This window comes from Streptomyces sp. NPDC051286 (assembly GCF_044455345.1).
Taxonomy (GTDB): domain Bacteria; phylum Actinomycetota; class Actinomycetes; order Streptomycetales; family Streptomycetaceae; genus Streptomyces.
The window spans coordinates 39,927-64,464 of the sequence record NZ_JBITER010000032.1; the positions used below are offsets into that span (position 1 = coordinate 39,927).

The 24,538-nt window shown below is 70.3% G+C and carries 19 protein-coding genes, 1 tRNA gene and 1 pseudogene; 14 read left to right on the top strand and 7 right to left on the bottom strand.

The features are described from left to right. Positions 1–26: 26 nt before the first annotated feature. Together ACIBB8_RS26965 and ACIBB8_RS26970 are read right to left on the bottom strand one after the other, a co-directional pair. A complete protein-coding gene (locus tag ACIBB8_RS26965; protein WP_398956349.1) occupies positions 27–506 on the bottom strand; it encodes a heme-degrading domain-containing protein in 480 nt (159 codons plus the stop codon). A gap of 60 nt (positions 507–566) precedes the next feature. Further along, complete coding sequence (locus tag ACIBB8_RS26970; protein WP_398956351.1) at positions 567–1,715, bottom strand: Gfo/Idh/MocA family oxidoreductase; 1,149 nt, start codon at positions 1,713–1,715, stop codon at positions 567–569. A gap of 56 nt (positions 1,716–1,771) precedes the next feature. Between ACIBB8_RS26970 and ACIBB8_RS26975 the strand changes: the two genes are divergently transcribed. The 9 genes from ACIBB8_RS26975 to ACIBB8_RS27015 all read left to right on the top strand — a co-directional run bounded on the left by ACIBB8_RS26975 (position 1,772) and on the right by ACIBB8_RS27015 (position 10,997). Continuing rightward, positions 1,772–2,980 carry an ROK family protein gene (locus ACIBB8_RS26975; RefSeq protein ID WP_398956353.1) on the top strand — a complete coding sequence of 403 codons (1,209 nt, stop codon included), beginning with the start codon at positions 1,772–1,774 and terminating at the stop codon, positions 2,978–2,980. A gap of 157 nt (positions 2,981–3,137) precedes the next feature. Beyond that, a complete protein-coding gene (locus tag ACIBB8_RS26980) occupies positions 3,138–4,349 on the top strand; it encodes a hypothetical protein (protein WP_398956355.1) in 1,212 nt (403 codons plus the stop codon). 55 nt (positions 4,350–4,404) lie between these two features. After that, positions 4,405–5,169, top strand: coding sequence for a GntR family transcriptional regulator (locus ACIBB8_RS26985; protein ID WP_398956357.1), 765 nt, complete (start codon positions 4,405–4,407; stop codon positions 5,167–5,169). A gap of 133 nt (positions 5,170–5,302) precedes the next feature. Further along, complete coding sequence (locus tag ACIBB8_RS26990; protein WP_398956359.1) at positions 5,303–6,427, top strand: TIGR03364 family FAD-dependent oxidoreductase; 1,125 nt, start codon at positions 5,303–5,305, stop codon at positions 6,425–6,427. Then, positions 6,424–7,131: a phosphonatase-like hydrolase gene (locus ACIBB8_RS26995; protein ID WP_398956361.1), complete on the top strand. Its 708-nt coding sequence runs from the start codon at positions 6,424–6,426 to the stop codon at positions 7,129–7,131. Before ACIBB8_RS26990 ends, ACIBB8_RS26995 begins: the two co-directional genes overlap by 4 nt. Beyond that, a complete protein-coding gene (locus ACIBB8_RS27000) occupies positions 7,128–8,219 on the top strand; it encodes an ABC transporter ATP-binding protein (RefSeq protein ID WP_398956363.1) in 1,092 nt (363 codons plus the stop codon). The genes ACIBB8_RS26995 and ACIBB8_RS27000 overlap by 4 nt, the downstream gene beginning before the upstream one ends. Further along, positions 8,212–9,111 (top strand): 2-aminoethylphosphonate ABC transporter permease subunit, encoded by a 900-nt coding sequence (locus ACIBB8_RS27005; RefSeq protein ID WP_398956365.1) that lies wholly within the window; start codon positions 8,212–8,214, stop codon positions 9,109–9,111. The genes ACIBB8_RS27000 and ACIBB8_RS27005 overlap by 8 nt, the downstream gene beginning before the upstream one ends. Then, entirely contained in the window at positions 9,098–9,895 is a 798-nt protein-coding gene (locus ACIBB8_RS27010; protein ID WP_398956367.1) for an ABC transporter permease, read from the top strand. The genes ACIBB8_RS27005 and ACIBB8_RS27010 overlap by 14 nt, the downstream gene beginning before the upstream one ends. 40 nt (positions 9,896–9,935) lie before the next feature. Continuing rightward, positions 9,936–10,997 carry a 2-aminoethylphosphonate ABC transporter substrate-binding protein gene (locus ACIBB8_RS27015; protein ID WP_398956369.1) on the top strand — a complete coding sequence of 354 codons (1,062 nt, stop codon included), beginning with the start codon at positions 9,936–9,938 and terminating at the stop codon, positions 10,995–10,997. A gap of 1,027 nt (positions 10,998–12,024) precedes the next feature. Here ACIBB8_RS27015 and ACIBB8_RS27020 read toward each other — a convergent pair. Both ACIBB8_RS27020 and ACIBB8_RS27025 read right to left on the bottom strand, forming a co-directional pair. After that, complete coding sequence (locus ACIBB8_RS27020; RefSeq protein ID WP_030923286.1) at positions 12,025–12,804, bottom strand: HAD-IIA family hydrolase; 780 nt, start codon at positions 12,802–12,804, stop codon at positions 12,025–12,027. A gap of 373 nt (positions 12,805–13,177) precedes the next feature. Further along, a pseudogene (locus tag ACIBB8_RS27025) lies at positions 13,178–13,447 on the bottom strand (isocitrate lyase/phosphoenolpyruvate mutase family protein); the annotation flags it as partial. A 216-nt stretch (positions 13,448–13,663) separates the two neighbouring features. On the opposite strand from ACIBB8_RS27025, the gene ACIBB8_RS27030 reads away from it, so the two are divergent. The 3 genes from ACIBB8_RS27030 (at position 13,664) to ACIBB8_RS27040 (ending at position 16,275) form a co-directional block, all read left to right on the top strand. After that, complete coding sequence (locus ACIBB8_RS27030; protein ID WP_398956372.1) at positions 13,664–14,311, top strand: hypothetical protein; 648 nt, start codon at positions 13,664–13,666, stop codon at positions 14,309–14,311. Beyond that, the gene (locus tag ACIBB8_RS27035) at positions 14,308–14,991 is read left to right on the top strand and encodes a class F sortase (protein ID WP_398956374.1); all 684 of its coding nucleotides are present in this window, start codon (positions 14,308–14,310) and stop codon (positions 14,989–14,991) included. Before ACIBB8_RS27030 ends, ACIBB8_RS27035 begins: the two co-directional genes overlap by 4 nt. Positions 14,992–15,282: 291 nt before the next feature. Then, complete coding sequence (locus ACIBB8_RS27040) at positions 15,283–16,275, top strand: glycoside hydrolase family 6 protein (protein WP_398956376.1); 993 nt, start codon at positions 15,283–15,285, stop codon at positions 16,273–16,275. A 220-nt stretch (positions 16,276–16,495) separates the two neighbouring features. Here ACIBB8_RS27040 and ACIBB8_RS27045 read toward each other — a convergent pair whose 3' ends face one another. From ACIBB8_RS27045 to ACIBB8_RS27055, 3 genes are all read right to left on the bottom strand, one after another. Continuing rightward, the gene (locus ACIBB8_RS27045) at positions 16,496–18,430 is read right to left on the bottom strand and encodes a galactose oxidase-like domain-containing protein (protein ID WP_398956379.1); all 1,935 of its coding nucleotides are present in this window, start codon (positions 18,428–18,430) and stop codon (positions 16,496–16,498) included. Beyond that, a complete protein-coding gene (locus ACIBB8_RS27050) occupies positions 18,427–20,349 on the bottom strand; it encodes a glycosyltransferase family 2 protein (RefSeq protein WP_398956382.1) in 1,923 nt (640 codons plus the stop codon). Before ACIBB8_RS27050 ends, ACIBB8_RS27045 begins: the two co-directional genes overlap by 4 nt. A gap of 480 nt (positions 20,350–20,829) precedes the next feature. Beyond that, a tRNA-Lys gene (locus ACIBB8_RS27055) sits at positions 20,830–20,903 on the bottom strand. A 591-nt stretch (positions 20,904–21,494) separates the two neighbouring features. Between ACIBB8_RS27055 and ACIBB8_RS27060 the strand changes: the two genes are divergently transcribed. Together ACIBB8_RS27060 and ACIBB8_RS27065 are read left to right on the top strand one after the other, a co-directional pair. Beyond that, complete coding sequence (locus ACIBB8_RS27060; RefSeq protein WP_398956398.1) at positions 21,495–22,868, top strand: peptidoglycan-binding protein; 1,374 nt, start codon at positions 21,495–21,497, stop codon at positions 22,866–22,868. 25 nt (positions 22,869–22,893) lie between these two features. Further along, entirely contained in the window at positions 22,894–24,528 is a 1,635-nt protein-coding gene (locus ACIBB8_RS27065; protein WP_398956384.1) for an SPFH domain-containing protein, read from the top strand. Positions 24,529–24,538 lie beyond the last annotated feature (10 nt).

Genomic DNA, 24,538 nt, shown 5'->3' on the forward strand with positions numbered 1-24,538 from the left:
GTGGGCCACCCCTCCGACATGTCATGTCAGTCGGGCATCGTGGTGGCGAACTGTTCCAGCGCCTCGACGACCAGCGCGTGGTCCTCCGCCTGCGGCAACCCGGACACGGTGACCGAGCCGATCACGCCCGCGCCCTCGACCGCGATCGGGAACGAACCGCCGTGCGCGGCGTACGTGTCCGGGTCCAGCCGTGAGGAGTCCTCGAACGTCGTCCCCTTCGCCCGGAACCGGGTCCCGACCAGGTACGAGCTCTCGCCGTACCGCTCGACGACCTTGCGCTTGCGGTCGATCCACGCGTCGTTGTCCGCGCTCGAACCGGGCAGTGCGGCATGGAACAGCTGCTGGGCACCGCGCCGGATGTCGATCGCGACCGGCGCGTGGCGCTCCCGGGCCATGGAGACGAGCAGCCCGCCGAGCGCGTACGCGTCGTCGTAACTGAAATGCGGCAGTGTCAGCCGGCGCTCCTGCGCGATGAGCTCGGAGATGGTCGGAGCGGTGGGGTTCATGCGGGCTGCTCCTCGGAAGCGGTGGACAGGGTTACGGCCTTCCCCACGATAGGGAGTGGATCAGCGAGCGGAGCCGCAGGGCGTCGGGAGCCCACTTCCTGTCGCGGGGGAGACCGTTACGGTGACGCCCTCGCGGGCCGAGCGGCGGGCGGCCTCGAGGACGTCCAGGGTCGCGGCGGCCTGCAGTGCCGTCACCGGATTCTCGCCCTTTCCGCGCACCGCGTCGGCGACCGCCGCGTAGTACGCCGGGTAGTCGCCCGGCAGGGTGCGGACCGGGATGCCGCCACCGGTCAGCGGCGACTCGCCCGAACCGGTCCGGCCCCACAGCGCCTCGGGCTCCTCGCCCCAGCCGGAAGCGGCGGCGGACGGGCGGTGGCCCTCACGCAGAGCGGCCTCCTGCGGGTCGAGACCGTACTTCACATAACCGGCCCGCGAACCGAGCACGCGGAAGCGCGGCCCGAGCTGGGCGGTGGTGGCACTGACGTACAGATGCGAGCGGACCCCGTTCGCATGGGTGATCGCGAGGAACGTGTCGTCGTCGGTGACGGCGCCGGGCCGACGTACGTCGGACTCCGCGTACACCCGCACCGCCGGGCCGAACAGCACGAGCGCCTGGTCGACGACGTGGCTGCCCAGGTCGTACAGCAGCCCGCCGATCTCCTCCGGGTCGCCCGACTCGCGCCAGCCGCCCTTGAGCTGCGGGCGCCACCGCTCGAAACGGGACTCGAAGCGCTGTACGTCACCGAGCTCGCCGTCCGCGATCAGCTGGGAGAGCGTCAGGAAATCGTTGTCCCAGCGGCGGTTCTGGAAGACGGACAGCAGCAGCCCGCGCTCCTGCGCCAGCGCAGCGAGGGTGCGCGCCTCGGTGGCCGTGCCGGCGATCGGCTTGTCCACGACGACCGGCAGACCGGCTTCGAGCGCGGCGGTCGTGAGCGGGACGTGGGTCTTGTTGGGGGAGGCGATCACGATCAGGTCCAGCTCGTCGGCGCGCGCCCACAGCTCGTCGGGCGACGCGGCGAACCGGACGTCCGGAAATTCGGCACGGGCCTGGGCCCGACGCTCCTCGTTCGACGTGACGACCGTGTCGAGGGCCAGTCCCTCGGTCGCGGCGATCAGCGGGGCGTGGAAGACCGAGCCCGCCAGGCCGTAGCCGACGAGTCCGACACGGAGGGGGGAGCCGGGCGTCCGGGGTGTCGTGATGCCAGTCATGCCACCCACTTAAGCAACGCTGTTGCCAAAGTGCAAGCGAGGGAGACAATGGGGCGGTGAACACGAGTAACACCGGGGCGAACCTACCGACACTGCGCAGCCACAACGCGGCGCTCGTGCTGGACCTGCTGCGTGTCGCGGGCGAGCGCGGGATCAGCCGGCTGGAGCTGGCGGAGCGGACGGGGCTCACCCCGCAGGCCGTCAGCAAGATCACCGCCCGGCTGCGGGCGGAAGGCCTGGCAGCGGAGGCGGGCCACCGCGCCTCCACGGGCGGCAAACCACGCACGGTGCTGCGCCTGGTTCCGGACGCGGGGCACGCGGTGGGGCTGCACCTGGACCGGGACGAACTGACGGTGGTCCTGGTCGACCTCGCGGGCACGGTCGTGGCGAGCCGCAGGACGCCGCTGGACTTCGGCGCACCGGCGGGCGAGGTGGTCGGCGCTGCGGCGCGGCAGGTGGGGCTGGTGCTGGGCGGGCCGGGCGGGTCGGGCTCGGACGGGGCCGCGGAAGCGGGGCCGGGCGGCTCCGCGCCCACCGCCCCCGATGGGACCGGCTCCGGACCGCACGCGGCCTCCCCGGTGGCTCCGCCGTCCACCGTGCTCGGGCTGGGTGTCGCCGTGCCCGGGCCGCTCGATCACCGGGGGGGTGTGCTGCATCGCGTCACCGGGTTTCCGCAGTGGGACGGGTTTCCGCTCCGGGACGCTCTCGGCGCGCGCACCGGGTTGCCCGTCGTCGTCGACAAGGACACCAATGCCGCCGCTCTCGGGCTCGCCCTGCGGGCCGACGGGCTGGGGGACTTCGCGTACCTGCATCTCGGCACCGGGCTCGGTGCCGGGCTCGTGCTCGGTGGGGCCGTGCATCGCGGGGCCCGTACCGGGGCCGGTGAGTTCGGGCATCAGACCGTGCTGCTGGACGGGCCGCTGTGCAGCTGCGGCGGGCGCGGCTGTATCGAGGCGCTCTGCCTCGCCGCTGTCTCGGGCGGCGATGCCGCGGAGGCCGCACGGGTACTCGGGACCGGCGCCGCCAACCTTGTCGGGCTGCTCGACATCGACCGGGTGGTGCTGGGCGGCCGCACCGTCGACGCCGACCCCGACACGTACGTCGGTGGGGTCCGGGCCGTGATCGGTGAGCGCGTCCGGCGTGACGGCATCGGTGCGGCCGTGCCGCTCGTCATGACCGCGGGCGGGAACCGGCCGGTCGCCGAGGGGGCCGCCCAGCTCGTCCTCGCCCCGCTGTTCGGGCGACTCGGCGGCGCCGGGGCGTAGGGCCGTTCGAGCGGTTCAGGTCGCCCGACCGGGCGCACCCCGGGCATGTTGGTGCCCTCCGGGTGGCGCGTACGTGGCAGCGTCGCCGCCTACAACCGGTGAACTCCGGGCACGGGGCGATCCGGCCATTTCGCGAGCAGCAAAGGGTGTCCCCCCAATGCCTCCCACGCCTCCCCCTCCCCGGCCGCGCCACGGAATCGCCCTCGGACTGGCCGCGGCGTCCGTCGTCCCCGCCGTCGTGCTCGGCGGCGCGTCCGCCGACGCCGCCGTGGTGCCCGTCGCCGTCACCACCGACCAGGAGCCCACCTGCGGTGATCCGACGGCGGCCGACTTCCCGATCACGACCCGGATCCGCGGCGGCCCGGGGACGTATGCGTCCGGCGGGGGATACGGCACCTGGTTCCTGGATATGACCAATACGACCTCGAAGCCCTGCGGCTCCATCCACCCGGTACTCGTCCTCACCGACGAGGACCGGAAGCTGACCTCCGACCAGATCCAGCTGGAGTTCTCCGAGCCGGACCGCCCCGATTTCCCGCACCGTGTCGCCTGGGAGACGACCGACCGCGACGAGCACATCGGCGTCTTCGGCGGCGACGGCGCCGACACCTTCGGCGGCTTCACCATCCCTGCGGGGCACACCGTCAGCGTCCTGGTCCGGATGGCGTTCACCTCCGACACCGACCCCAATCGGATCACCGCCAAGGCTGCGATCGTCCAACGTAGACAGGCCACGGGTGACGACGGCGCCAAGAAGACGCCGGCGGGCGACGACGGGGACTGGGTCGGCGAGTCCGACGACTACGTCTTCGGCGTGGTCGAGGACGAGGGCGACGGTGGCGACACCGGTGATGAAGACACGGGAGGTACGGGCGACGTCGGCGGCATCAGCCGAGACGGGGGCGTGCAGCCCGAACCGCCCCGCGACAGCGCCACTTCGGGAACCGGTGACGCGGGTGGCGTCGACGGCGTCGGTGTCGATGGCGGCGGTGGTGGCATCGGAGGATCCGGCGGCACCGGTGGGGGCGACGGTGGAACCGGTGACGCGGGTGGGGTCGACGGCGGCGGTGGTGGCATCGGGGGAACCGGCGGCACCGGTCGGGTCGACCGTCGTGGTGACATCAGGGGAACCGGTGACGCGGGTGGCGTCGACGGTGGCGACCGCATCGGCGGAACCGGTGACACGCCCAGGCTCAGCGCCTCCGGAACGGCGCCGCCCGCAGCCCGGGATCCGCAGGGCCCGCCCGTGCTCGCCAGCACCGGACCGGGGGCCGTCATCTGGGCCGAGGGTCTCGCCGCCGGGCTCTGTCTGGCCGGTGGTGTGGCCGCCCTGAGAGGGGCGCGGCGGCTCCGCCGCACCCGTCGTTGACCTGCGGGCCCCGAAACGTTCACCGTCGTTCATGTCCGTCTGCCACCATCGCGAGGTGGACTACCTGCACGACCAGGCACCTGGCGCACCGATCCGTTCCGGCATCCCGGAGCACGGCCGTATCCCCAAGTACTACGCCGTGAAGGCCCATGTCTCCGTCCTCATAGAGGAGTTGGGTGAGGGTGGCATGCTGCCCACCGAGCGTGATCTCGCGATCCGCTACGAGGTGTCGCGCGAGACCGTGCGCCAGGCGCTGCGCGAACTCCTGCTGGAGGGCCGCCTCGCCCGTCAGGGCCGCGGCACCGTCGTCGCGGGGCCCAAACTGGAGCAGCCGCTCTCCCTCGCGAGCTACACGGAGGGCGTACGCCGCCAGGGGCGGACGCCGGGCCGTCACCTCATAGGCCTGGAGCAGTTCCCCTGTCCCGCCGCACTCGCCGCCGAGACCGGCGTCGAGCGGGGCGAACCGGTCTGGCACCTGGAGCGTGTGCTGCTCGCCGACGACGACCGGGTCGGCCTGGAAAGCACCTACGTCTCCGTCGCCCGCGTGCCGGACCTGGACACGGAGTTCGACCCCGACTCCTCCTTCTACGCCTACCTCCACGACCGGCTCGGGATCACTTTCGGCGACGCGGACGAGCGGATCGAGACCGTGCTCGCCACGCCGCGCGAGGCGCTGCTGATCGGTACGCCGCCCGCCCTGCCCATGCTGCTGCTCCACCGCATCTCGCGGGACGCGAGCGGGCAGCCGCTGGAGCGGGTGCGCACGCTCTTCCGCGGCGACCGGTTCTCCTTCACCACACACCTGGGCCGCCAGGGCTGAGCGGCACGGCGCGGCAATCACCTCGCATTGATAACGAGAATGTAACGGGTCTAGGCCAACATTGGGTCCCGGTTCACCCTCCCGTCGCCCTGCCGATCCGTGCGAGTCATTCATCCCCACGAGCGTTGCCGTCGTGAGAGTCATCGTCGTAGGAGCCGGCGTGGTGGGAACCATGCACGCCTGGCACGCAGTGAACCGCGGCCACGAGGTCGTACAGATCGAGCGCGAGAGCGAGGCACGCGGAGCATCACTTCGCAATTTCGGACAGATTTGGGTCAGCGGCCGGGCCGGCGGCGAAGAGCTGGAGACCGCGCTGCGCGCCCGCGAGCTGTGGGAGGGCATCGGGGAGCAGGTGCCCGGTTTGGGCTTCCGGCCCTGCGGTTCGCTGACCCCGCTCCGCACCGAGCTGGAGATCGCCGTCGCCGAGGCGGCCGTCGCCCGCCCCGACGCCGCGGCCCGCGGCTACACGCTGCTGACGGCCGGCGAGGCCCGCGCGATCAACCCCGCGCTCCGCGGTGACTTCGTCGCCGCCCTATGGTGCGAGCGAGACGCCGCCGTCGAGCCGCGCACCGCGCAACTGGCCCTGAAGCAGAGGCTGGTGGCGTCCGGCCGGTACACGTTCCTCGGTGGCCGCGAGGTCCGCGAGGTTGTCGGTACCGCCGCCGTCCGCGACGACCACGGCGACGTGCACACCGGCGACGCCATCATCCTGTGCACCGGTGCCTGGCTCGGCGGCCTCGTCCGCGAGCTGGCCGGACCCGAGCTGCCCGTGCGTCGTGTCCGCCTCCAGATGATGCAGACCGACCCGCTCGGCGAAAAGCTCACCACGTCCGTCGCCGACGCCGACAGCTTCCGCTACTACCCGGCGTACCGGAGCGAGGCACTCGACGCCCTGAACGCCGGCCAGGCCCAGGCGCCGACCGCGGCCGAGCACGGGATGCAGCTGCTGATGGTGCAGCGCCGGGACGGCGGACTGACCATCGGCGACACCCACGAGTACGAGCACCCGTTCGCGTTCGACGTCGTCGAGGAGCCGTACGAGCACCTCACCCGGGTCGTCGAGTCCTTCCTCGGCCGCCCGCTGCCGAGGATCCGCCACCGCTGGGCCGGGGTCTACGCCCAGTGCACCGACACCAGCCGGATCGTCCACCGCCAGCAGGTGCGGGACGGCGTCTGGCTGGTCACCGGGCCGGGCGGCCGCGGCATGACCTGCTCGCCCGCCATCGCCGAAACGACCGCCAACGAACTGGACTGGTGAAGAAGTTGAGCAACACCGACAAGCTGAATCTCGTCGTCCTCGACATGGCCGGGACCACCGTCGCCGACGGCGGTCTCGTCGAGCAGGCCTTCGGCGCCGCCGCCCAGCGCCTCGGCGTGGCGCCCGGCTCCGCCGACCACGCCGAGAAGCTCGCCTATGTGCGCGCCACCATGGGCGAGTCCAAGATCTCCGTCTTCCTGCACCTCTTCGGCGACGAGAGCAAGGCACAGCAGGCCAACCTCGCCTTCGAGGAGGCGTACGCGGAGCTGGTCGACGGCGGCCGCATCGCGCCGGTCCCGGGTGCCCGCGCGGCCATCGAGCGGCTCACGGGCGAAGGGCGGACTGTGGTCCTGTCCACCGGTTTCGCCCGCACCACCCAGGACGCGATCCTCACCGCGCTCGGCTGGCAGGACCTGGTTGCCCTGACCCTCTGCCCGGCCGACGCGGGCGGCCGCGGCCGCCCCTACCCGGACATGGTCCTCGCCGCGTTCCTGCGCACCGGGGCCGTGGACGGCGTCCAGCAGATCGTTGTCGCGGGGGACACCTCGTACGACATGCTCAGTGGCGTACGCTCCGGCGCCGGGATCGTCGCCGGCGTGCTGACCGGCGCACACGACAAGGATCAGCTGCGGCGCAACGGCGCCACCCACGTACTCGGCTCGGTCGCCGAACTGCCGGACCTCATCGCCCGGGCGGAAGCATGACCGGCGGGGCCAGTGCGGGCAGCGGCATCCGGTTCGACCAGGTCAGCGTCGCGTACGGCGGGAACATCGTCCTCGACCGGCTCGACCTGACGGTGGAACCCGGCGAGGTCATGGCCTTGCTCGGGCCGTCCGGGTCCGGCAAGACCACGGCCCTGCGCGCCGTCGCCGGCTTCGTCCAGCCCGTCTCCGGGCGGGTCCGGATCGGCGACCAGGACGTCACCGGACTGCCGCCGCACAAGCGCGGCATCGGCATGGTCGTCCAGCAGTACGCCCTGTTCCCGCACATGCGGGTCCGGGACAACGTCGCCTTCGGCCTCAAGGCCCGCAAGGTCGCCAAGGCCGAGATCCCCGAGCGGGTCTCCGAAGCCCTCGAACTCGTCGGCATGGCCGCGTACGCCACGCGCTACCCGCGCGAGCTCTCCGGCGGACAGCAGCAGCGCGTCGCCATCGCCCGCGCGCTCGCCATCCGCCCCGGCGTGCTCCTGCTCGACGAACCGCTCTCCGCACTCGACGCCCAGCTGCGCTCCGGGATGCTCGCCGAACTGGCGCGGCTGCACCGGGAGTTGCCGGACGTCTCCATCCTGTACGTCACGCACGACCAGGTCGAGGCGCTGACCCTCGCCGACCGGATCGCGGTCATGGACAAGGCGCGGCTCCAGGACTGCGGCACCCCGCAGGAGCTGTACCGCCGCCCGCGTACGGAGTTCACCGCGTCGTTCGTCGGCAACGCCAACCTGCTCCCGGTCACCGTCGCAGGCACCACCGGCGCCGTGGACTTCGCCGGGCACGCACTCGCCGTACCGACCGGCGAGGCGGCGGGCGGCGTCACCGCAACCCTCTGCGTCCGGCCCCACCTGGTCGGACTCGGTGACGGCCCCAACGCGCTGACCGGCACCCTCGCCGAGGTCCAGTGGCGCGGCTCCACCCACCGGCTGTACGTCGACCTCCACGGCCACCGGATCAAGGCCGACCTGCGCGAGCTGCGCGAGACCCCGGCGCTCGGCGACGAGGTCACCGTGCACTTCGCCGCCGAGGACGCGGTGCTGCTGCCGGCGGGCGCCGGCTTCGGAGGAGGGGTTCATGGCTAGCGCCGTGGCCGAAGACGTGTCCTCGGGTGTGCCCGGCAGCCGTCTTGTCCTCACTCGCGGGAATCGCCGGACGGGCCCCAGTAATCTCGTCTGGGCGCTCCCGCCCGTGGCCGTCCTCGCCCTTGTCTTCCTCTACCCGCTGGCGCTCGTGGTCCAGCAGTCCGTCAGCCCGGACGAGGGCGGCACCTCGCTCGCCCCGTACGCCGACGTCTTCGCCTCCGCGTCGTTCCGCTCGGCACTGACCACCACCGTCTGGCTCGCCGTCGGCTCGACGGTCGGATGTCTGGTGCTGGGCTTCGTCCTCGCGCTGGTGATCGCCTTCGTGCCGTTTCCCGGCGGCCGGGCCGTCGCCAAGTTCATCGACGTCTTCCTCTCCTTCCCGTCCTTCCTGATCACGCTCGCCCTCCTGTTCATCTACGGCACCGTCGGCATGGCCAACGGCGTCTGGACGGATGTCACCGGGGCGGCGGACGGTCCCTTCCACTTCCTCACCACCCCGTGGGGTGTCCTCCTCGCCGAGATCACGTACTTCACCCCGTTCGTGATGCGGCCGCTGCTCGCCGCGTTCTCCCAGCTCGACACCGCACAACTGGAGGTGGCGTCCTCCCTGGGCGCGAGGCCGGCCCGGATCGTGCGGCAGGTGATCCTCCCGGAGGCGCTCCCGGCGCTCGCCGCGGGCGGCTCCCTCGTCCTCGTGATGTGCCTCAACGAGTTCGGCATCGTGCTGTTCACCGGCGCGAAAGGCGTCACGACCCTGCCGATGCTGGTCTACAGCAAAGCGATCCTGGAGTCCGACTACCCGGCTGCCTGCGTCGTCGCCGTCGTCAACATCGCGATCTCCGTCGGTCTCTACAGCCTGTATCGGATGGTGAGCCGCCGTGTTGGTGCATAGCCGTACCGGGAAGTGGGCCACCTGGGCCGTGTTCTTCCTGCTCTTCGTCCCGCTGTTCGCGGTACCGCTGCTGGTGATCGTCGCCGCGTCGTTCACCACCAACTGGTCCGGCGCCTTCCCGTCGGGGCCGACCACCGAGCACTACAAGGCCGCCACCAGCGGCGACTCGCTCCAGGCCCTCACCACCAGCCTGATCACCGCCGTCAGCGCCAGTCTGCTCGCCCTCACCGTGGGCACCTGGGCCGCGCTCGCCGCCGCCTCACTGCGAAGGCGCGGACGCCGCTTCCTGGACGGGCTGTTCATGCTGCCGGTCGCCGTGCCGTCCGTCGTCGTCGGTCTCGCCGTGCTCGTCGCGTTCAGCAAGCCGCCGATGCTGCTCAACGGAACGCGCTGGATCGTGATCCTGGCGCACACCATTCTTGTCACGGCGTTTGCCTATCAGTCGGTTTCAGCCGCAATAGTGCGTCTTGACCCGATGTACGAACAGGCGGCGGCCAGTCTCGGCGCCCGCCCTTCCTATGTCCTGTGGCGGATCAGACTGCCGCTCCTGCTGCCCGCCCTCACAGCGGCCGCAGGGCTCTGCTTCGCCCTGTCCATGGGCGAGTTGAGCGCCACGATGATGCTCTACCCGCCCGACTGGACACCGCTTCCGGTGCAGATCTTCGCGGCGACCGACCGCGGCTCGCTCTTCACCGGTGCCGCTGTCGCGGTGGTCCTCATGGGGACGACGCTGCTCGTGCTCCTCGGCGTCGCCCGCATCCGCACCAGGGCCTCCTACCGCTGAAACCCCCGCACTTACTCACCTTCCAGGAGATACGACACCCATGCGCAAGAACCTCCTCAAGCCGGCAGCCGCCGTCACCGGCTGCCTCGCCCTCGCCGCCACCCTCTCCGCCTGCGGCGGGTCCTCCGCCGCCTCCGACGAGAAGGTCGTCACCGTCTACAGCGCCGACGGGCTCAAGGGCGAGAACGGCGACGGCTGGTACGACAAGGTCTTCAAGGACTTCGAGAAGAAGACCGGCATCAAGGTCAAGTACGTGGAGGGCGGCTCCGGCGAGATGGTGCAGCGCGCCGTCCGCGAGAAGTCCAACACCCAGGCCGATGTGCTCGTCACCCTTCCGCCGTTCATCCAGCAGGCCGACTCCAAGGGCCTCCTGACGGCGTACGAACCGGCCGGCTCCGACCAGGTCGACGCCGCGGACAAGGCGTCCGACGGAAAGTGGACCTCGGTCGTCAACAACTACTTCGGGTTCGTCTACAACAAGAAGGAGCTGAAGACCGCGCCCGCCACCTGGGAGGAGCTCCTCGACGGGACGTACAAGGAGAAGATCCAGTACTCCACCCCCGGAGTCGCAGGTGACGGCACGGCCGTCCTCATCAAGGCCATGCACGACTTCGGCGGCAAGGAGCCGGCGATGGAGTACCTGAAGAAGCTCCAGGCCAACAACGTCGGCCCGTCCGCCTCCACCGGCAAGCTCGCCCCCAAGGTGGACAAGGGTGAACTCCTCGTCGCCAACGGTGACGTCCAGATGAACTACGCCCAGTCCAAGGACATGCCGAACCTCGGCATCTGGTTCCCCGCCAAGGCCGGCTCCAAGCCCACCACCTTCGCCCTGCCGTACGCGGCCGGACTGGTCGACAAGGCCCCGCACAGCGCCAACGGCAAGAAGCTGCTCGACTTCATGCTCTCCGAGCCGGCGCAGAAGGACGTCAGCGAGGTCGGCGGCGGCTTCTCCGCCCGTAAGGACGTCGAGGCCACCGACGCCAACGCGACCGCGCTGAGCGGGCTGATGGACGGCGTGGAGGTCTTCCAGCCGGACTGGTCGGACATCGGCACTCACCTGGACGACTACGTCGGCGCCTGGAAGACCGCCACCGGCAGCTGAACCCCTGCTCGGCCGGTCGCCGCACCCGTGGGGACGACCGGTGATCCGCATCAGAAAGATAACGGGTCTGGACATAAGCTCAACTCCCCGCCGACGGTGGGGAGGTGAGCGCACTTCCGGCGGGAGTCCGGATTGTCCCGGATCGGGTACGGGGCCGCCGCCGCCCTCCGCCACCTGCCCGTACCTCTAACATCGGTGATGTCGGCGCTGCACAACGCGGTGCCGCCGGCGTCCCCGCACACAGGCCTGGAACGCACAAAGAATGTTTGGCTCTGACGCGTAAATAGCAGCAGGTCAGGGTGGGTGTGGACGTGTTTGGGTGCCCGGTGGCCGTTGGTGGCTGCCGGGTGCCTGGTTCGGGGAGGGTCAGGCCGCGTTTTCCAGCGGGTTGAGGGTGTCGGTGTAGCCGAGCTGGTTCAGCGCGTTGATCGCGCGGCGTGGCCCGTTCGGGGTCGCGTTGGGTGAAGTAGGTGCCGCCGAGTTCTTGGTAGGCGACGTTGTCGGTGAACATGTGTCAGATCGCGGTGATGATCGAGTGCTTGACGGCGACCAAGGCCCTGAGCGGGCTGCGGCGGGCGGTCAGCCGCTTGTAACGGGCTTGGAGGTAGGTGTCGTTGGTCCAGGCCGGCGCACCGTTCGTGCAGTACGTCCACGCTCCCGCTCCCTCCCAGCCGGTATGCCGTTCCGGGAGGGCCAGGGTGAATCAGGAATTCTGACGCACGTGCTCACAACAACACTCCACGGTCCCCGTGGACGGCCCCAGCACCACGCTGACCTGCGAGCTCACCGGCATCACAGAGGCATCGGTTTCGGCCGGAACGAACCTCACCAGCATCCCGGACCGGCATCAGCCCCGTCAGGGCGGACAGAAGCACCCCCAGCGCGCGCACAGAGATTTACCACGCCCCCGGCGAGCACCGAAGGTTCGCTGGATCGCTGACCTGCGGAAACACCCTTTTCAGGGCCTCCTGGCGTCTCACTCTGGCTGTCTGACACCCCGCTGCGGGGCGGAGTGCCAGACCACCACTCAGACGAGGTCGACGAGGTCTGCGATCGAGTCCACAACCTTGGTCGGCCGGTACGGGTAGCGCTCGATCTCGTCCCTATTCGTCAGCCCGGTGAGAACCAGGAACGTTTCCATCCCGGCCTCCAGCCCGGCCAACACGTCCGTGTCCATCCGGTCGCCGATCATCGCGGAGGTCTCGGAGTGGGCACCCAAAGTGTTCAGCGCACTGCGCATCATGAGCGGGTTGGGCTTGCCGACGAAGTACGGCTCCTTGCCGGTCGCCTTCGTGATCAACGCAGCGACGGAACCGGTGGCGGGCAACGCACCCTCGGGTGAGGGCCCGGTGTTGTCGGGGTTGGTGGCGATGAAGCGGGCACCGTTGTTTATCAACCGGATGGCCTTCGTGAGCGCCTCAAACGAATAGGTCCGCGTCTCACCCAAGATCACGAAATCGGGCTCGGTGTCAGTGAGCACGTACCCGGCTTCATGCAAGGCGGTGGTCAGCCCCGCCTCACCGATGACGTAGGCAGTGCCGCCAGGGTGCTGGTTGTCCAAGAACTTGGCGGTGGCCAGGGCCGAGGTCCAGATGTTCTCGACCGGCACTTCGAGTCCGATGCGGTTGAGCCGCATGTGTAGGTCTCGGGCTGTGTAGATCGAGTTGTTCGTCAGAACGAGGAACGGCTTGCCCGAATCACGGAGCTTCTTGATGAAGGCGTCCGCGCCGGGGATCGGCACGCCTTCGTGCATCAGCACCCCGTCCATGTCGGTGAGCCACGATTCGATGGGCTTGTGATCTGTCATGGGTGCGGCTCCTGCCATACGAGGACTCACGGGATGACCATGCTATTCACTCCTCGCGTTCAGAGCCTGAACGTCTCGTAGCCCGGACCGCGCGCAGGGGGAAACGTCGCTTTCGTTCATAGAGTTCCCTACGCACCAGTAAGCGGCGATCCGTCCAAAGATCGCCTACGACGCGGTTTGGATATACGGAGTCACCCGCTCCGCCTCTCGAGGGAAACCTCTTCCCGGACGCCGGCTCGGTCAAGAAAGCCGCGGAGCCGAAGACGGGCGAGTGGTCGAACACCGAGCCGCGGATGGTCCCTGCTTCGGCGAGTGGTCCTGCGCTGGGAAGTTGGCCGCTCCTCCGGGTGCGCGAGGCCGGTTGGTGGGCCGGTCAGTGGGGCCCGGAGAGTAGTGCGTTGAGTTCAGGGAAGGCGATGCCTTCAGAGAGGGAGTCGTAGTCGCCGGTGGTGAAGAGGTCCTGTGCGGCGCGGCGGGCTGCAGCGTAGGCGGCTTGCGCCACGCCCGAGCCGAGACTGACGCGAGCCACGCCGAGGGCGCCGAGCTCGGCAACGGTCGGGGCGCCGGGGCCGGCCATGACGTTCAGTGGTACGGAGATGTCCCTGGCCAACGTTGCGATGGTGGCGGTGTCGGTGACGCCGGGGCTGAGACTGCGCGACCCCGTCCAGGCCGTTGTCCTGGCGTACGAGACGGGGCTGATCGCCCCGGGAGGCGGTGCCAGCCGGTCTTAGTCTTAGGGCCTGCTCTTCGGATCATGCCGGATGCGAAGGGCAGGCCCTGAACCCGCATGGCCCAGTCCCTCACTCCTGCGGATGCGAAAAGCCGCCGGACGCGTGAACCTGCCATCAGGAGGTTCACGATGCGTTCCATACCCCTCACGTTCTGTGGGGCCGCGGTGATCGCGGCGACCCTGATACCCGCTCCCGCCGCACTGGCCGACTCCGGCTCCGGCACCGGCACCGGCTCCGGCACCGGCACCGGCACCGGCTCCGGCTCCGGCTCCGGCACCGGCTCCGGTTCCGGCACCGAGAAGGACTCGTCCCACGCCACCCTCTCGGTGACCCCGTCCTCCCTCGCCCCCGGCGACGACGTGGACCTGCAGGTCGACGGCTGCAAGGGCAAGGAGGCCAAAGGGATCTCCGACGCCTTCGCCTCCGATGCGCGCCTCACAGCCGACGACCGCGGCGGGTTCTCCACCCGGGCCAGGATCCGCTCCGACGCCACGCCCGGCGCGTACGACATCTGGGTGACCTGTGACGGCGACAACGCCACCAGGGTGTCCGGCACCGTCACCGTCGCCGCGGGCGACCCTTCCGGACCGCTCGCCCCGATCGCCCCGGTCCGGGCCGGTGGCGGAGGCACCGCCGTCCTCACCGACCAGACGGCCGAGCAGGACGGCCCCGGCATCGCGCACGCCGTGCTCGGGCTGGCCCTGGCCGCCGTCGCGGCCGTCGCCGTGGCCCTCCGCAGCACCCGCCGCCGCCCGGCCGCGGACCGAGCGAGATGACCGCCTCGGACCGCCCGGCAGGCACCGGCCGGCTGCTCACCGGAGTGGCCTGGGCCATCCTGCTGCTGGGCCTGTGTCTCTGGGGCCGCGGCATCGCCGACGGCTCCGGCGCGAGCTCTGCCCCGACCACCGGTGACATCGCGGCGGTCGGGCGTCCCCACGGTGCACCGCTGCCCGCGGCGCACGCCCCGATCAGGGGTGCGGTGCCGGAACGCGTCGAGATTCCCTCGATAGGAGTCCGGGCCCCCGTCGTCGCCCGCGGCCTGGACAAGGCGGGGGCGATCGACCCGCCACCGTTCGCGAAACCGCAGACCGTCGGCTGGTACGGCAGCGGCACCCGACCCGGCGCGGCGGGCGCCGCGCTCCTGGTCGGCCACGTCGACACCGAGACCAAACCGGCCGTCTTCTACGGACTGAGCGCCGCCCGCCCCGGCGCGAAGATCCGGGTCGTCCGGACGGACGGCTCGGTCGCCGAATTCACCATCGACGACGTCCAGGTCTTCACCCGGGAACGCTTCGACGCCCACAAGGCCTACGGGCCCCACAAGGACGGCCGGGCGGAGCTGCGGCTGATCACCTGCGGCGGCACGTTCGACCGCGCGTCGCACGAGTACAACGCCAATGTGGTCGTCTCGGCGTACCTGACCGGCGAGAAGCCGTCCGCGGGCAATTCCGCGTAGCGGACCGTCCGGTGGATGAGGTGCACCTGGCCCGGCCGGCCGCCCGCTTTCCCCCCGGGCGCCGACCGGGCCGGTCCTCGACCGCGGTGCGCGGACTGCGGGAGAAGCCCGGCGCCGACACTGGAGGCGAAGGGGGCGTGTGGGCCACTCCGCGTCACTGCAGGACGCCCAACTGCCCGCACGCAAAAGATATGTGACGATACGTCCAGAACCGGTCACTCTCCGTTGTTCGACGTCTGGGTGTGTCAGGATGGATTCGCCCGGTCTTGTCCGGCACCCAAGGGGGAGTGGATGTACGGCAATTACACCGGCCGGTCCGGCGCGGGGGCGTTGGCGCTGGCCGTGACACTGCTGCTCGCGGGATGTTCTTCGTCCTCGTCCTCCGGTGGCGACGAGAGCCCCGCCGGGAGCGCCCCCTACTGGGTCAACCCGGACGGGAACGCGGCCCGGCAGGTCGTCGCCTACACCAAGGCCGGCAACGACAGGGACGCCGGCCTGATCAAGAAGATCGCCCGGCAGCCGGTCGGGGAGTGGATCGGCCCGGACAACCCCGAGGCGGAGGCGAAGGGCTTCACCGAGGCGGCCCGGAAGGCCGGCCGGGAGGCGCTGCTGGTTCTCTACAACATCCCGCACCGTGACTGCGGCCAGTTCTCGAAGGGCGGCGCCGCGGACGGCGACGCGTACCGTGCCTGGCTGGAGGGCGTGGCGAAGGGCATCGGCGACCGCCGCACCACGGTGATCCTGGAGCCGGACGCGCTGCTGCACCTGATCGACGGCTGCACCCCGCAGGAGTTCCACGAGGAGCGGTACGACCTGCTGGGGGGCGCCGTGCTACGGCTGAAGCGACTGCCGCACACACGCGTCTACATGGACGCGGGCAACGCGGGCTGGCACACCCCGGACGCGCTCTTCCGGCCGCTCCGGCAGGCGGGCATCGCGGACGCGGACGGCTTCGCGGTCAACGTCTCCAACTTCCAGACCACGGCGGCCAGTACGGACTTCGGGAAGCGGCTGTCGGGGAAGGTCGGCACCAAGCCGTTCGTCATCGACACGAGCCGCAACGGCAACGGTCCGTACGACGAGGGCGATCCCAAGGAGAACTGGTGCAACCCACCGGGCCGGGCCCTGGGTGAACCCCCGACCACGGACACGGGTGAGGACCTGGTCGACGCGTACCTCTGGATCAAGCGGCCGGGGGAGTCGGACGGCGCGTGCAAGGGGGGCCCGAAGGCGGGGGAGTGGTGGCCGGAGTACGCGCTGGGGCTGGCCCGCAACACGAGGTAGTACCGGGGAAGTCCGGCGGCCGGTTCTTTGCCCTCAATCGCCGGGCGGGCTTCAAGGTGCCGCCCGGCGAGGCGGGACGCATGCCGTCCAGCGCGAGGCGTCCGTCCTCAATCGCCGGGCGGGCTTGATGGCGCCGCGCGGGACTGATTGTGCACCCGCAGCGGGCACATCAAGCCCGTCCGGAGATTGAGGACAGCGGGGTCACCGGGGCGCCCCGGTGCTACGGGACCCGTACCCACGTCCCCTTCGACGGTTTCCCCTTCGCATCGGTCACGAACAGCATGTACCACCCCGACGGCACCAGCGCCCGATTCCCCGGCACCGTCACGGCGATACCCCCCGCCGTCCTCTTCAGCACCAGCGACACGGACCGCTGGTCCGTGTCCGTCACATGCGTCACCGCGCTCGGCCGCATCAGCTTCGCCGACGTGATCGCCGGTCCCTGCCTGGTCGTGAACACCGCCGTACCACCGCGTCGAATGCTCTTCGGCCCGGCCGTCAGCTCCGGCCGTGAGCCGCGGTACAGGTAGGGCGGCGTGTAGATCTCGATGCGCTGCTCGAAGACGCCCGGGCGGGTGTTCGTCTTGTCGGCGTACAGCGAGTCCGAGCCGAAGATCATGACGCGCCCGTCGGGCAGCAGCAGCGACCCCGAGTGATAGTTCCGTCCGACCTCCGGATCCGCCACCCTCCGGTACGTGTCCGTCTTCGCGTCGTACAGCCGCGCCTGCAGGATGTTCGAGCCGCTGCGCCCGCGGTAGTCGCTCGACCCGCCGGTGACGAGCACCGAGTCGTCGGGCAGCAGCGACGCGCTCGGGTAGCGTGTGCCCTCGGTGAGTGACGCGCCGTCCCTGAATCTCGGCTCGGCGGCCTTCAGGTCCACAAGGCGGGACTTCTTGCTGGACCTTTCCGACTCACCCACTCCACCCCCGCCGATGACCATGAACTTCTCGTCCTGGGCGGGTGGCAGCCGTACCGTCGCCGATGTCTCCATCTCACGGGCGTCGCTCAGCCCGGGGATCTCCTCGAACCTGTTCGTCGCAAGGTCCCAGACGCCCGGCGCGCGGCCGACGTCCGCCGGACCGTACCCGGCGTTCGAGCCGGAGTAGAAGAGCCTGCCGTCGTTCAGCAGGAAGACCGCCGGGTAGGTGGGGAACTTCCGGACGATGCCGGTGTACGCCCACTTCTTCGTCCGAGGGTCGTAGATCTCGTCCTTGCCGGGCACGATCTGCCCGATCTCGTCGAGTCCGGACAGGGCGAGGACCCTGCCGTCCTTCAGCGTGGTCAGCGTCGGGTACCAGCGCGCCTCGTTCATCGGATCGACGGTGATGTACCTCTCCGCCACCGGGTCGAACTCGAACGCCTCCCGGATGCCCTGGAAGTCCTTCTTGTCGAGGGCGAGTTTCTGGGCGATTCCGTACACGTTCCGTGTGTCGGAGCCGGAGAGCCCGGAGATCCGGTAGTTGTCCTGGGTGCCCGTCTCGTACTTCCTGCCGGACTTCTGGGCCTCGACGTAGATCCGGCCGAGCCCGGGGTCGTTGCGCAGGAACGCGCCGGTCTTCCTGTCGAAGACCTTGGTGGCCCTCTCGACCAGTACCGGGTCCTTGGAGACGAACGTCCTGCCGTTCTCCTTGCCGGTGAACCGGGTGCCCGCGGGCAGGGTGACCGGCTTGTCCGGGTCCTCGTTGTGGACGATCATCAGGCCGCCCGCCTTGGTGACATCGCCCTTCAGCTTCTCGTACCGCTTCGTGCCGCCTGCTATCAGCAGCCGGCCGTCCGGCAGCTGGGTGTGACCGGAGCAGAACATGTCCTTGGGCGTGGGTATGTTCGTGAACGTGCCGGTCCCCGGGTCCCACAGCACGGACCGGAAGCTCTTCGCGTCGAAGTTCTTCTGGTTGTTGCCGGAGCCCGCGACGAGCAGCACCTTGCCGGTGTGCAGCAGCGCGGCATGGATCGTATTGATCCGGAACTCGGACGGGACGTCGAGGAAGTCCCAGTGGCCGTTGGCGGCCTTGTACTCCGGCTTGTTGATCTCGTACTCGTGGTAGCGCTCGCTGCTGACGCGGTACAGCCACGGCCCGTTCGCCCCCGCGAGCGCCAGTACCACCGCCGTAGTGATCGCCATGCGGCGGGTGCGGCGGCCAGGACGGTACGTCATCGGTTGCGTCCTCCCAGGGAGATCTGCACGGTCTGGCCGTCGGACACCCAGTGCGGTCTTTCCTGTGGGGCATGCGCCGGCTGCGGAACCGGTGTGCCGTCCTGCGGGAGTGGTGCGCCGCGCCGCCGCTTCTTCTCCGCGTGGATGGTGTACCGCCAGCCGAAGATCGGCGCCGCCGTGATCAGCAGCGCCAGCGCGGCCCAGGTGAGCATCGCGGGATGGCTGTGGCCGAGGACGAAGGAGGCGGTGATCGAACCGCCGAAGACCACCATGAAGAAGAGATGGATACGGAACGTGCCGAACAACGTGTCGGGGCTGGACGAGTCGCCCTTGGGCGTCACCACGAACGAGCTCTTGCGGCGCAGCACGGCATCCATCAGGGAGCGTGCGTAGACCGGGGCGGAGAGTGCGGACATCATCATCCCCGCCAGACCGCCGGAGCCCTCCGGCTCGTGCGGGGACACATTGTGCCGCCGGTTCCAGATGTACAGACCGATCTGGAGCGCCGAGGCGTTGCCGTACAGCATCATCCAGACGACCGGGTCGATCTGCACCCCCGAGGCGCCCATGCCCAGGAACAGCGCGCAACTGAGCGCCGCCAGGATCCAGTTCAGGGCGGACATCGGATAGAAGATGATCATCATGGTGTAGTTGAAGAGCTTGCCGACGGGGAGCGTCCCGATCCCTCTCCAGTACTGCTTGAGGATGGTCTCGTACGTCCCCCGTGACCAGCGCAGCTGCTGGGTGAAGAAGTCCGTCCACGCGGTCGGGCCCTCGCCGACCGCCAGCACGTCCGGGGTGTAGACCGAGCGCCACTTCCGGCCGGTGTGCGGGTTGCGCGCGCGGTGCATCTCGAAGCCGCTCGCCATGTCCTCGGTGATCGAGTCGTACAGACCGCCGATCTGTTTGAGGGCGGAGATCCGCACGGCGTTGCTGGTCCCGACGAACATCGGGGCGCCGTAGCGGTTGCCCGCGCGCTGGATCAGCGCGTGGAAGAGGAACTGCTGGGACTCGGCGGCCTTCGTGACGAACGTGTCGTAGTTGCCGTAGACCTGCGGGCCGATGACGAAGCCGATGTCCGGGTCGCGGAAGTAGCCGAGCATCCGCTCCAGGTAGTTGGGCAGGGGTACGTGATCGGTGTCGACCGAGGCGAAGAAGTCGTACGCGCCGCCGTGCGCGTCGAGCCAGGCGTTGTAGTTGCCGTGCTTGGTCTTCGCGCGGTGCACGCCCTCGGCCTGGTTCCAGTGCGCGACGCCCTTGCGGGAGAAATGGTGCACCCCGAGCCGGGCGCAGACCTCCTTGACCGCCGGGTCGTCGCCCTCGTCGAGCAGCCAGACGTGCATCAGCCCGCGGTGCCTGATGCGGACCGCCGCTTCGAGGGTCTTCGTCACCATCTCCAGGGGCTCCTTGCCCGGGACGAAGGAGGTGAGGAAGGCGACCCGGGTGCCGGGCTCCGGCACGACCGGGACCGGGTCGCGCGCGACCAGCGTCGCGTGCGCGTTCGACAGGACGTTCATGGTGCGGAAGAGCTCGATCAGACCGATCGAGACGAGCATGACGATGTCGAGGACGAGCAGCGTGTCGTTCTTGAGGTTCGGATCGCGCTGGGTCCAGTGTTCGGGCTGCATCAGCCATGCGAACAGGCCGAGCGAGACGAGCGGTGCGGCGCCGAGCAGGAGCGCCGCGCGGAGTCTGTGCGGTTCCTGCGAGAGCAGCGAGCGGTACTGCACGGAGTACGGTCTGCTCGGATCGGGCTGGGTCAGTGGCCCGGCGAGTCTGCTGTAGTGCTCGTAGTCGTAGCGGGGCAGCGCCGTCTTCGGGTGGCGCCCGCCCCCGGTCCGCAGCTGCGGGGGTATCCGCAGCTGCGTGGTCCGGGAAGGGTCGGTGTTCTGCCGGGCGCCTGTCGGCGTCGACGTCATGGGTCATCCCCCTGCGCGCATGCTGGCTGCGCGGTCGGTCGGTCGTCTCGTCCGCCGCGCATCCCCTCGATCGCGGCGGACGACCTCTCTGGCGGACGCCTTCCCCTCGCGGGCAGGCGTCCTTCCGGTCGCCCGGTGCCTCTTCGGCATCCGTCCTGAGCGGGACCCCCATCCCGCGGTACGCGCAAACCGGAACTTCCCCCTGTTGCTGCCCCCAACTGCGGGCGTCATCAGCTCGGTTGCGGCTGATGACCCTATGACAGGTTGTATGACCCAGGTCGTGATCGCAAGGGTGAAACGGGCTACTTGCAGGTCATATGTGCGATGTGGGCGCCTCTTGTGGAGGGGGCGCATAGGGGTGTATGAGGGGAGCTTTTCGATCCCCCGGAGGCGGCTCGGGGGTCGCCCGCCGGGCGCGGGTGGGGTGCTGGCGCACGAACAAGGCCCCCTCACATGGAGTGAGGGGGCCTTGACTCTGCGTGCGCCGCCAGGGACTCGAACCCCGGACCCGCTGATTAAGAGTCAGCTGCTCTAACCAACTGAGCTAGCGGCGCCTGCTGACCTAGTGAACTCTACCCGATGCGGGGGAGTGCTTCTGACCATTTCCCGACCGTCACGGCCTGTCGGATGGTCGTTTTTTCTGGTTTGTCAGTCAATATGCAATATGTCGCGACAGTTGGACACTGGCGCCCGTACAGCTGCGCCCAAAGATCTTGACGAGTGCGGAGGGAATTCGCATGACCGTGCCGGCCTTCGAGGAGTACGCGCCCGCCGTCGACTGCTCCTGCGCGGGGTGCGCCGCCGGGCGGTGCGCCGCCGCTCGCGCCCTGCCCACGCGGTACGGAGGGCACCGCGCCGCGCATGGTGCGCGGTGCGTGCTGGTGCTGGCCACGGCGGCCGGCGTGGTGCTGGGCACCGGCGTGGCCGAGGCGGCGAGCAGGCACGCGGCCGGATCCGCCCGGGCGGACGGGACGACGGCCTCGGCCGATACGAACCCGGCCGATACGAACCCGGCCGATACGAACCCGGCCGATACGAACCCGGACGATATGAATCCGGACGGTACGGCCCCGGGTGATACGGACCCGGACGACAGGTACCCGGACGGTACGGAGCTGACCGATGCGGATGCGGCCGATACGGACATGCTCACTCCGCAGGGAGAACCCGGTCCGCTGTGGGGTGGGAGGGCGCCGGGTCCGCCGTCGTCCACGGGCTCTCCCACGGCGCTGCGCGAGTCCACGGCGGCGGGCGTGGTGCTGAGCACCGGCGCGGCCGAGTCGGCGAGCGGGCGCGCGCCCGGGCCGGCCGGATCCGGCCGGGCGGACGGAGCGACGACTTCGGGCGATACGGACTCGGACGGTACGGCCCCGGGCGATACGGACCCGGGCGACAGATACCGGGACGGTACGGAGCTGGCCGATACGGACGCAGCCGATACGGGCATGGTCACTCCGCAGGGAAAACCCGGTCCGCTGAGCGGTGGGGGGGCCTCCGGCCCGCCGCCGTCCACGGGCTCTCCTTCGGCGCTGCGCAAGTCCACGCGGGCGGACATCATCAACCGCGCCAAGAAGTGGGTGAGCGCGAAGGTCCCGTACAGCGTGGCGAAGTACTGGTCCGACGGATACCGGCAGGACTGCTCCGGCTATGTGTCGATGGCCTGGAAGCTCGACGCCAACGAGTGGACGGGCAGCCTCGCCAAGTACGGAACCCGGATCGCGCGCGCGGAGTTGCAGCCCGGCGACATGCTGCTCTTCCACAACCTGGCCAACCCTTCGAAGGGCTCGCACGTCACGATCTTCGGAGGCTGGACCGACTACACGCGCACCCATTACACGGCCTACGAACAGACTCCTCCGCACACGCGCAAGCAGACGACGCCCATGGCCTACTGGACCAACTCGGGCAAATACGTCCCGTACCGCTACAAGGGGCTGACCAGCGGAACCAAAACGGCGGGCAGCGGGTCGGCGGCGTTCCCGGGCACCAGGACATTCGGTCCGGGCGTCAGCAACGCGCACGTCACCCAGCTCGGGCGGATGCTCGTGGACCGTGGCGGAAGGCGCTTCTACAAGGTCGGACCCGGGCCGCGCTGGGGCGACGCCGACCGGCGTGCGACCCAGGCGTTCCAGAGAGCGCAGGGCTGGAAGGGCAAGGAGGCCGACGGCATCCCCGGCCCGCACACCTGGCGCCTGCTGACGAACGGGACCGGCCGCGACATTCCGGTGAGCGGAAGCGGAAGCACGGGCGGCGGCAGCCGGGGGAGTGGTTCGCATGCGGCCCCGGCCTTCCCGGGCCGGGGTCATTTCCGGCCGGGCCGGTCCAACAGCCATGTCGACAGGCTCGGCAGGCAGCTGGTGAAGAAGGGGCACGGCACGTACTACACGTCGGGCCCCGGACCCCGATGGACCGAGGCGGACCGGCGCAACGTCGAGGCCTTCCAGCGGGCCCAGGGCTGGCGGGGCAGTGAGGCCGACGGATATCCCGGCCCGGAGACCTGGCGGCGACTTTTCGCGTGAGAACACGGACATGACGGAGGCGGGAATGCGATCCACGGTGTCGGGCAGCTCCGGAGTCCCGGAGGGCGGGAAGGAACGGGAGCCGGTGAGCGGCGGAGTGGACGGCGCGGAGGGTGCCGGAGGCGCCGGCGCCGGCTGGGAGGCGGGTGCGGATGTGTGGCCGGGCGAGGGTCCGGCATCGGTTGCGGGTGCGGAGGCCGGAGGTGGCTCCGGTGCGGGGGCGGAGGCGCGAGCCGGCTCGGATGCTGCCCTCGACCTCGTGCTCGACCTGGTCCCGGGTGACGTGACGGACCCCGCCTTGGGTGCGGACTCGGTGTCGGTTCCGGCTGCGACTTCGGCCCCGGCCCTCGACCAGGACGCGGGCCCGCCGACCGGCCCGCTCCTGGACGCCCTGTCCGACACCACGCAGCCGGCTCGGACCGAACCCGGCCCCGGCGCGCCGTACGGCACACCGCCACCCACGGAGCCGGTGCCCGCCTCGGCCGCCGAAGCCATCCTCGTACAGGAATCCGAATCGGCCCCCGTGTCGGTGCCGGAACCCGACGACGCCGTGACCGGGCGGCGGCACGTCGTCATCGCCTATGAACACCCACCCTCCATCCCTGGGCATCCTCTCTTCCGTCGCGGGTCCGAGCCCCCCGAAGCCGCCGATCCCGCCCGGGGGACCGGCGGCGGCGACCAGGTGGCGGGCCCGCGCCCGGTGCCTCTGGCGCGCGGGGCGCAGGCACCGGCGCCCACCAGGCCCGCGCCGTTGGGTGATCCGCGGCTGACCGAGAAGCCGGGGGCCGCGCTGCCCGGGTGGGCGGGGTTGCTCGCCGGGCTGGCCGGGATCGTCGGCGGTGGGGCGGTGCTCTGGTGGGTCGGCGCGCTGCCTGCCGGGCTGCTCGCCCGGCTGGGGATCGACTCGCACGCGCACGACGGCATCGGCATCGGGGCATGGGCGGCGCTCGCCGCCCTGGTGGCCGTCGTGTTCTTCGCGCTCGGCGGTCTGGCTCGCGGCCGCGTCGGCCACGCATGGGTGATGACGCTCTTCGGCGACTACCGGGGGACCGTGCGGCGGACGGGGCTCGTCTGGGTCAGCCCGCTGCTGCGGCGCCGCCGGGTCGACGTACGGCTCCGGCACTGGCGCAGCGAACCGCTGCCCGCGGTGGATGCGAACGGTACGGCGCTGCGCGTCGTCGTCCTCGTCGTGTGGCGGATCAAGGACACCGTGCGGGCGACGCTCGGGGTGGCCGACCACGAGGGGTACCTGTGCGAGCAGGTCGAGGCGGCGATGGCACGGGTGTTCTCGCAGCTCCCCGCCGACGCGTTCCACGAGGACGCCCACACGCTGCGCAACGCGGAGGCGGTCGGTGACGCGCTGACCGGGATGCTGAAGGCGGAGTGCGAGCCGGTGGGCATCGAGGTGTACTCCGTGCAGCCGACCGGCATCGATTACGCACCGGAGATCGCCGCCGCGATGCAGCGGCGCAGGATTGCCGCCATTGACGCCCAACACCGTGACAGCGTGCTGACCTCGGTGGTCGACGCGGTGGACGACACGGTCAGTCGGCTGACCGCGCGCGGCCTCGTGGAGCTTGACGACTACGAACGGAAGGCGCTGGTCAAGGACTTGACGGTGGCCTTCTACACCGGACGCAGCGGTGCGGGCGGGGCCTGATGGCGCGTCC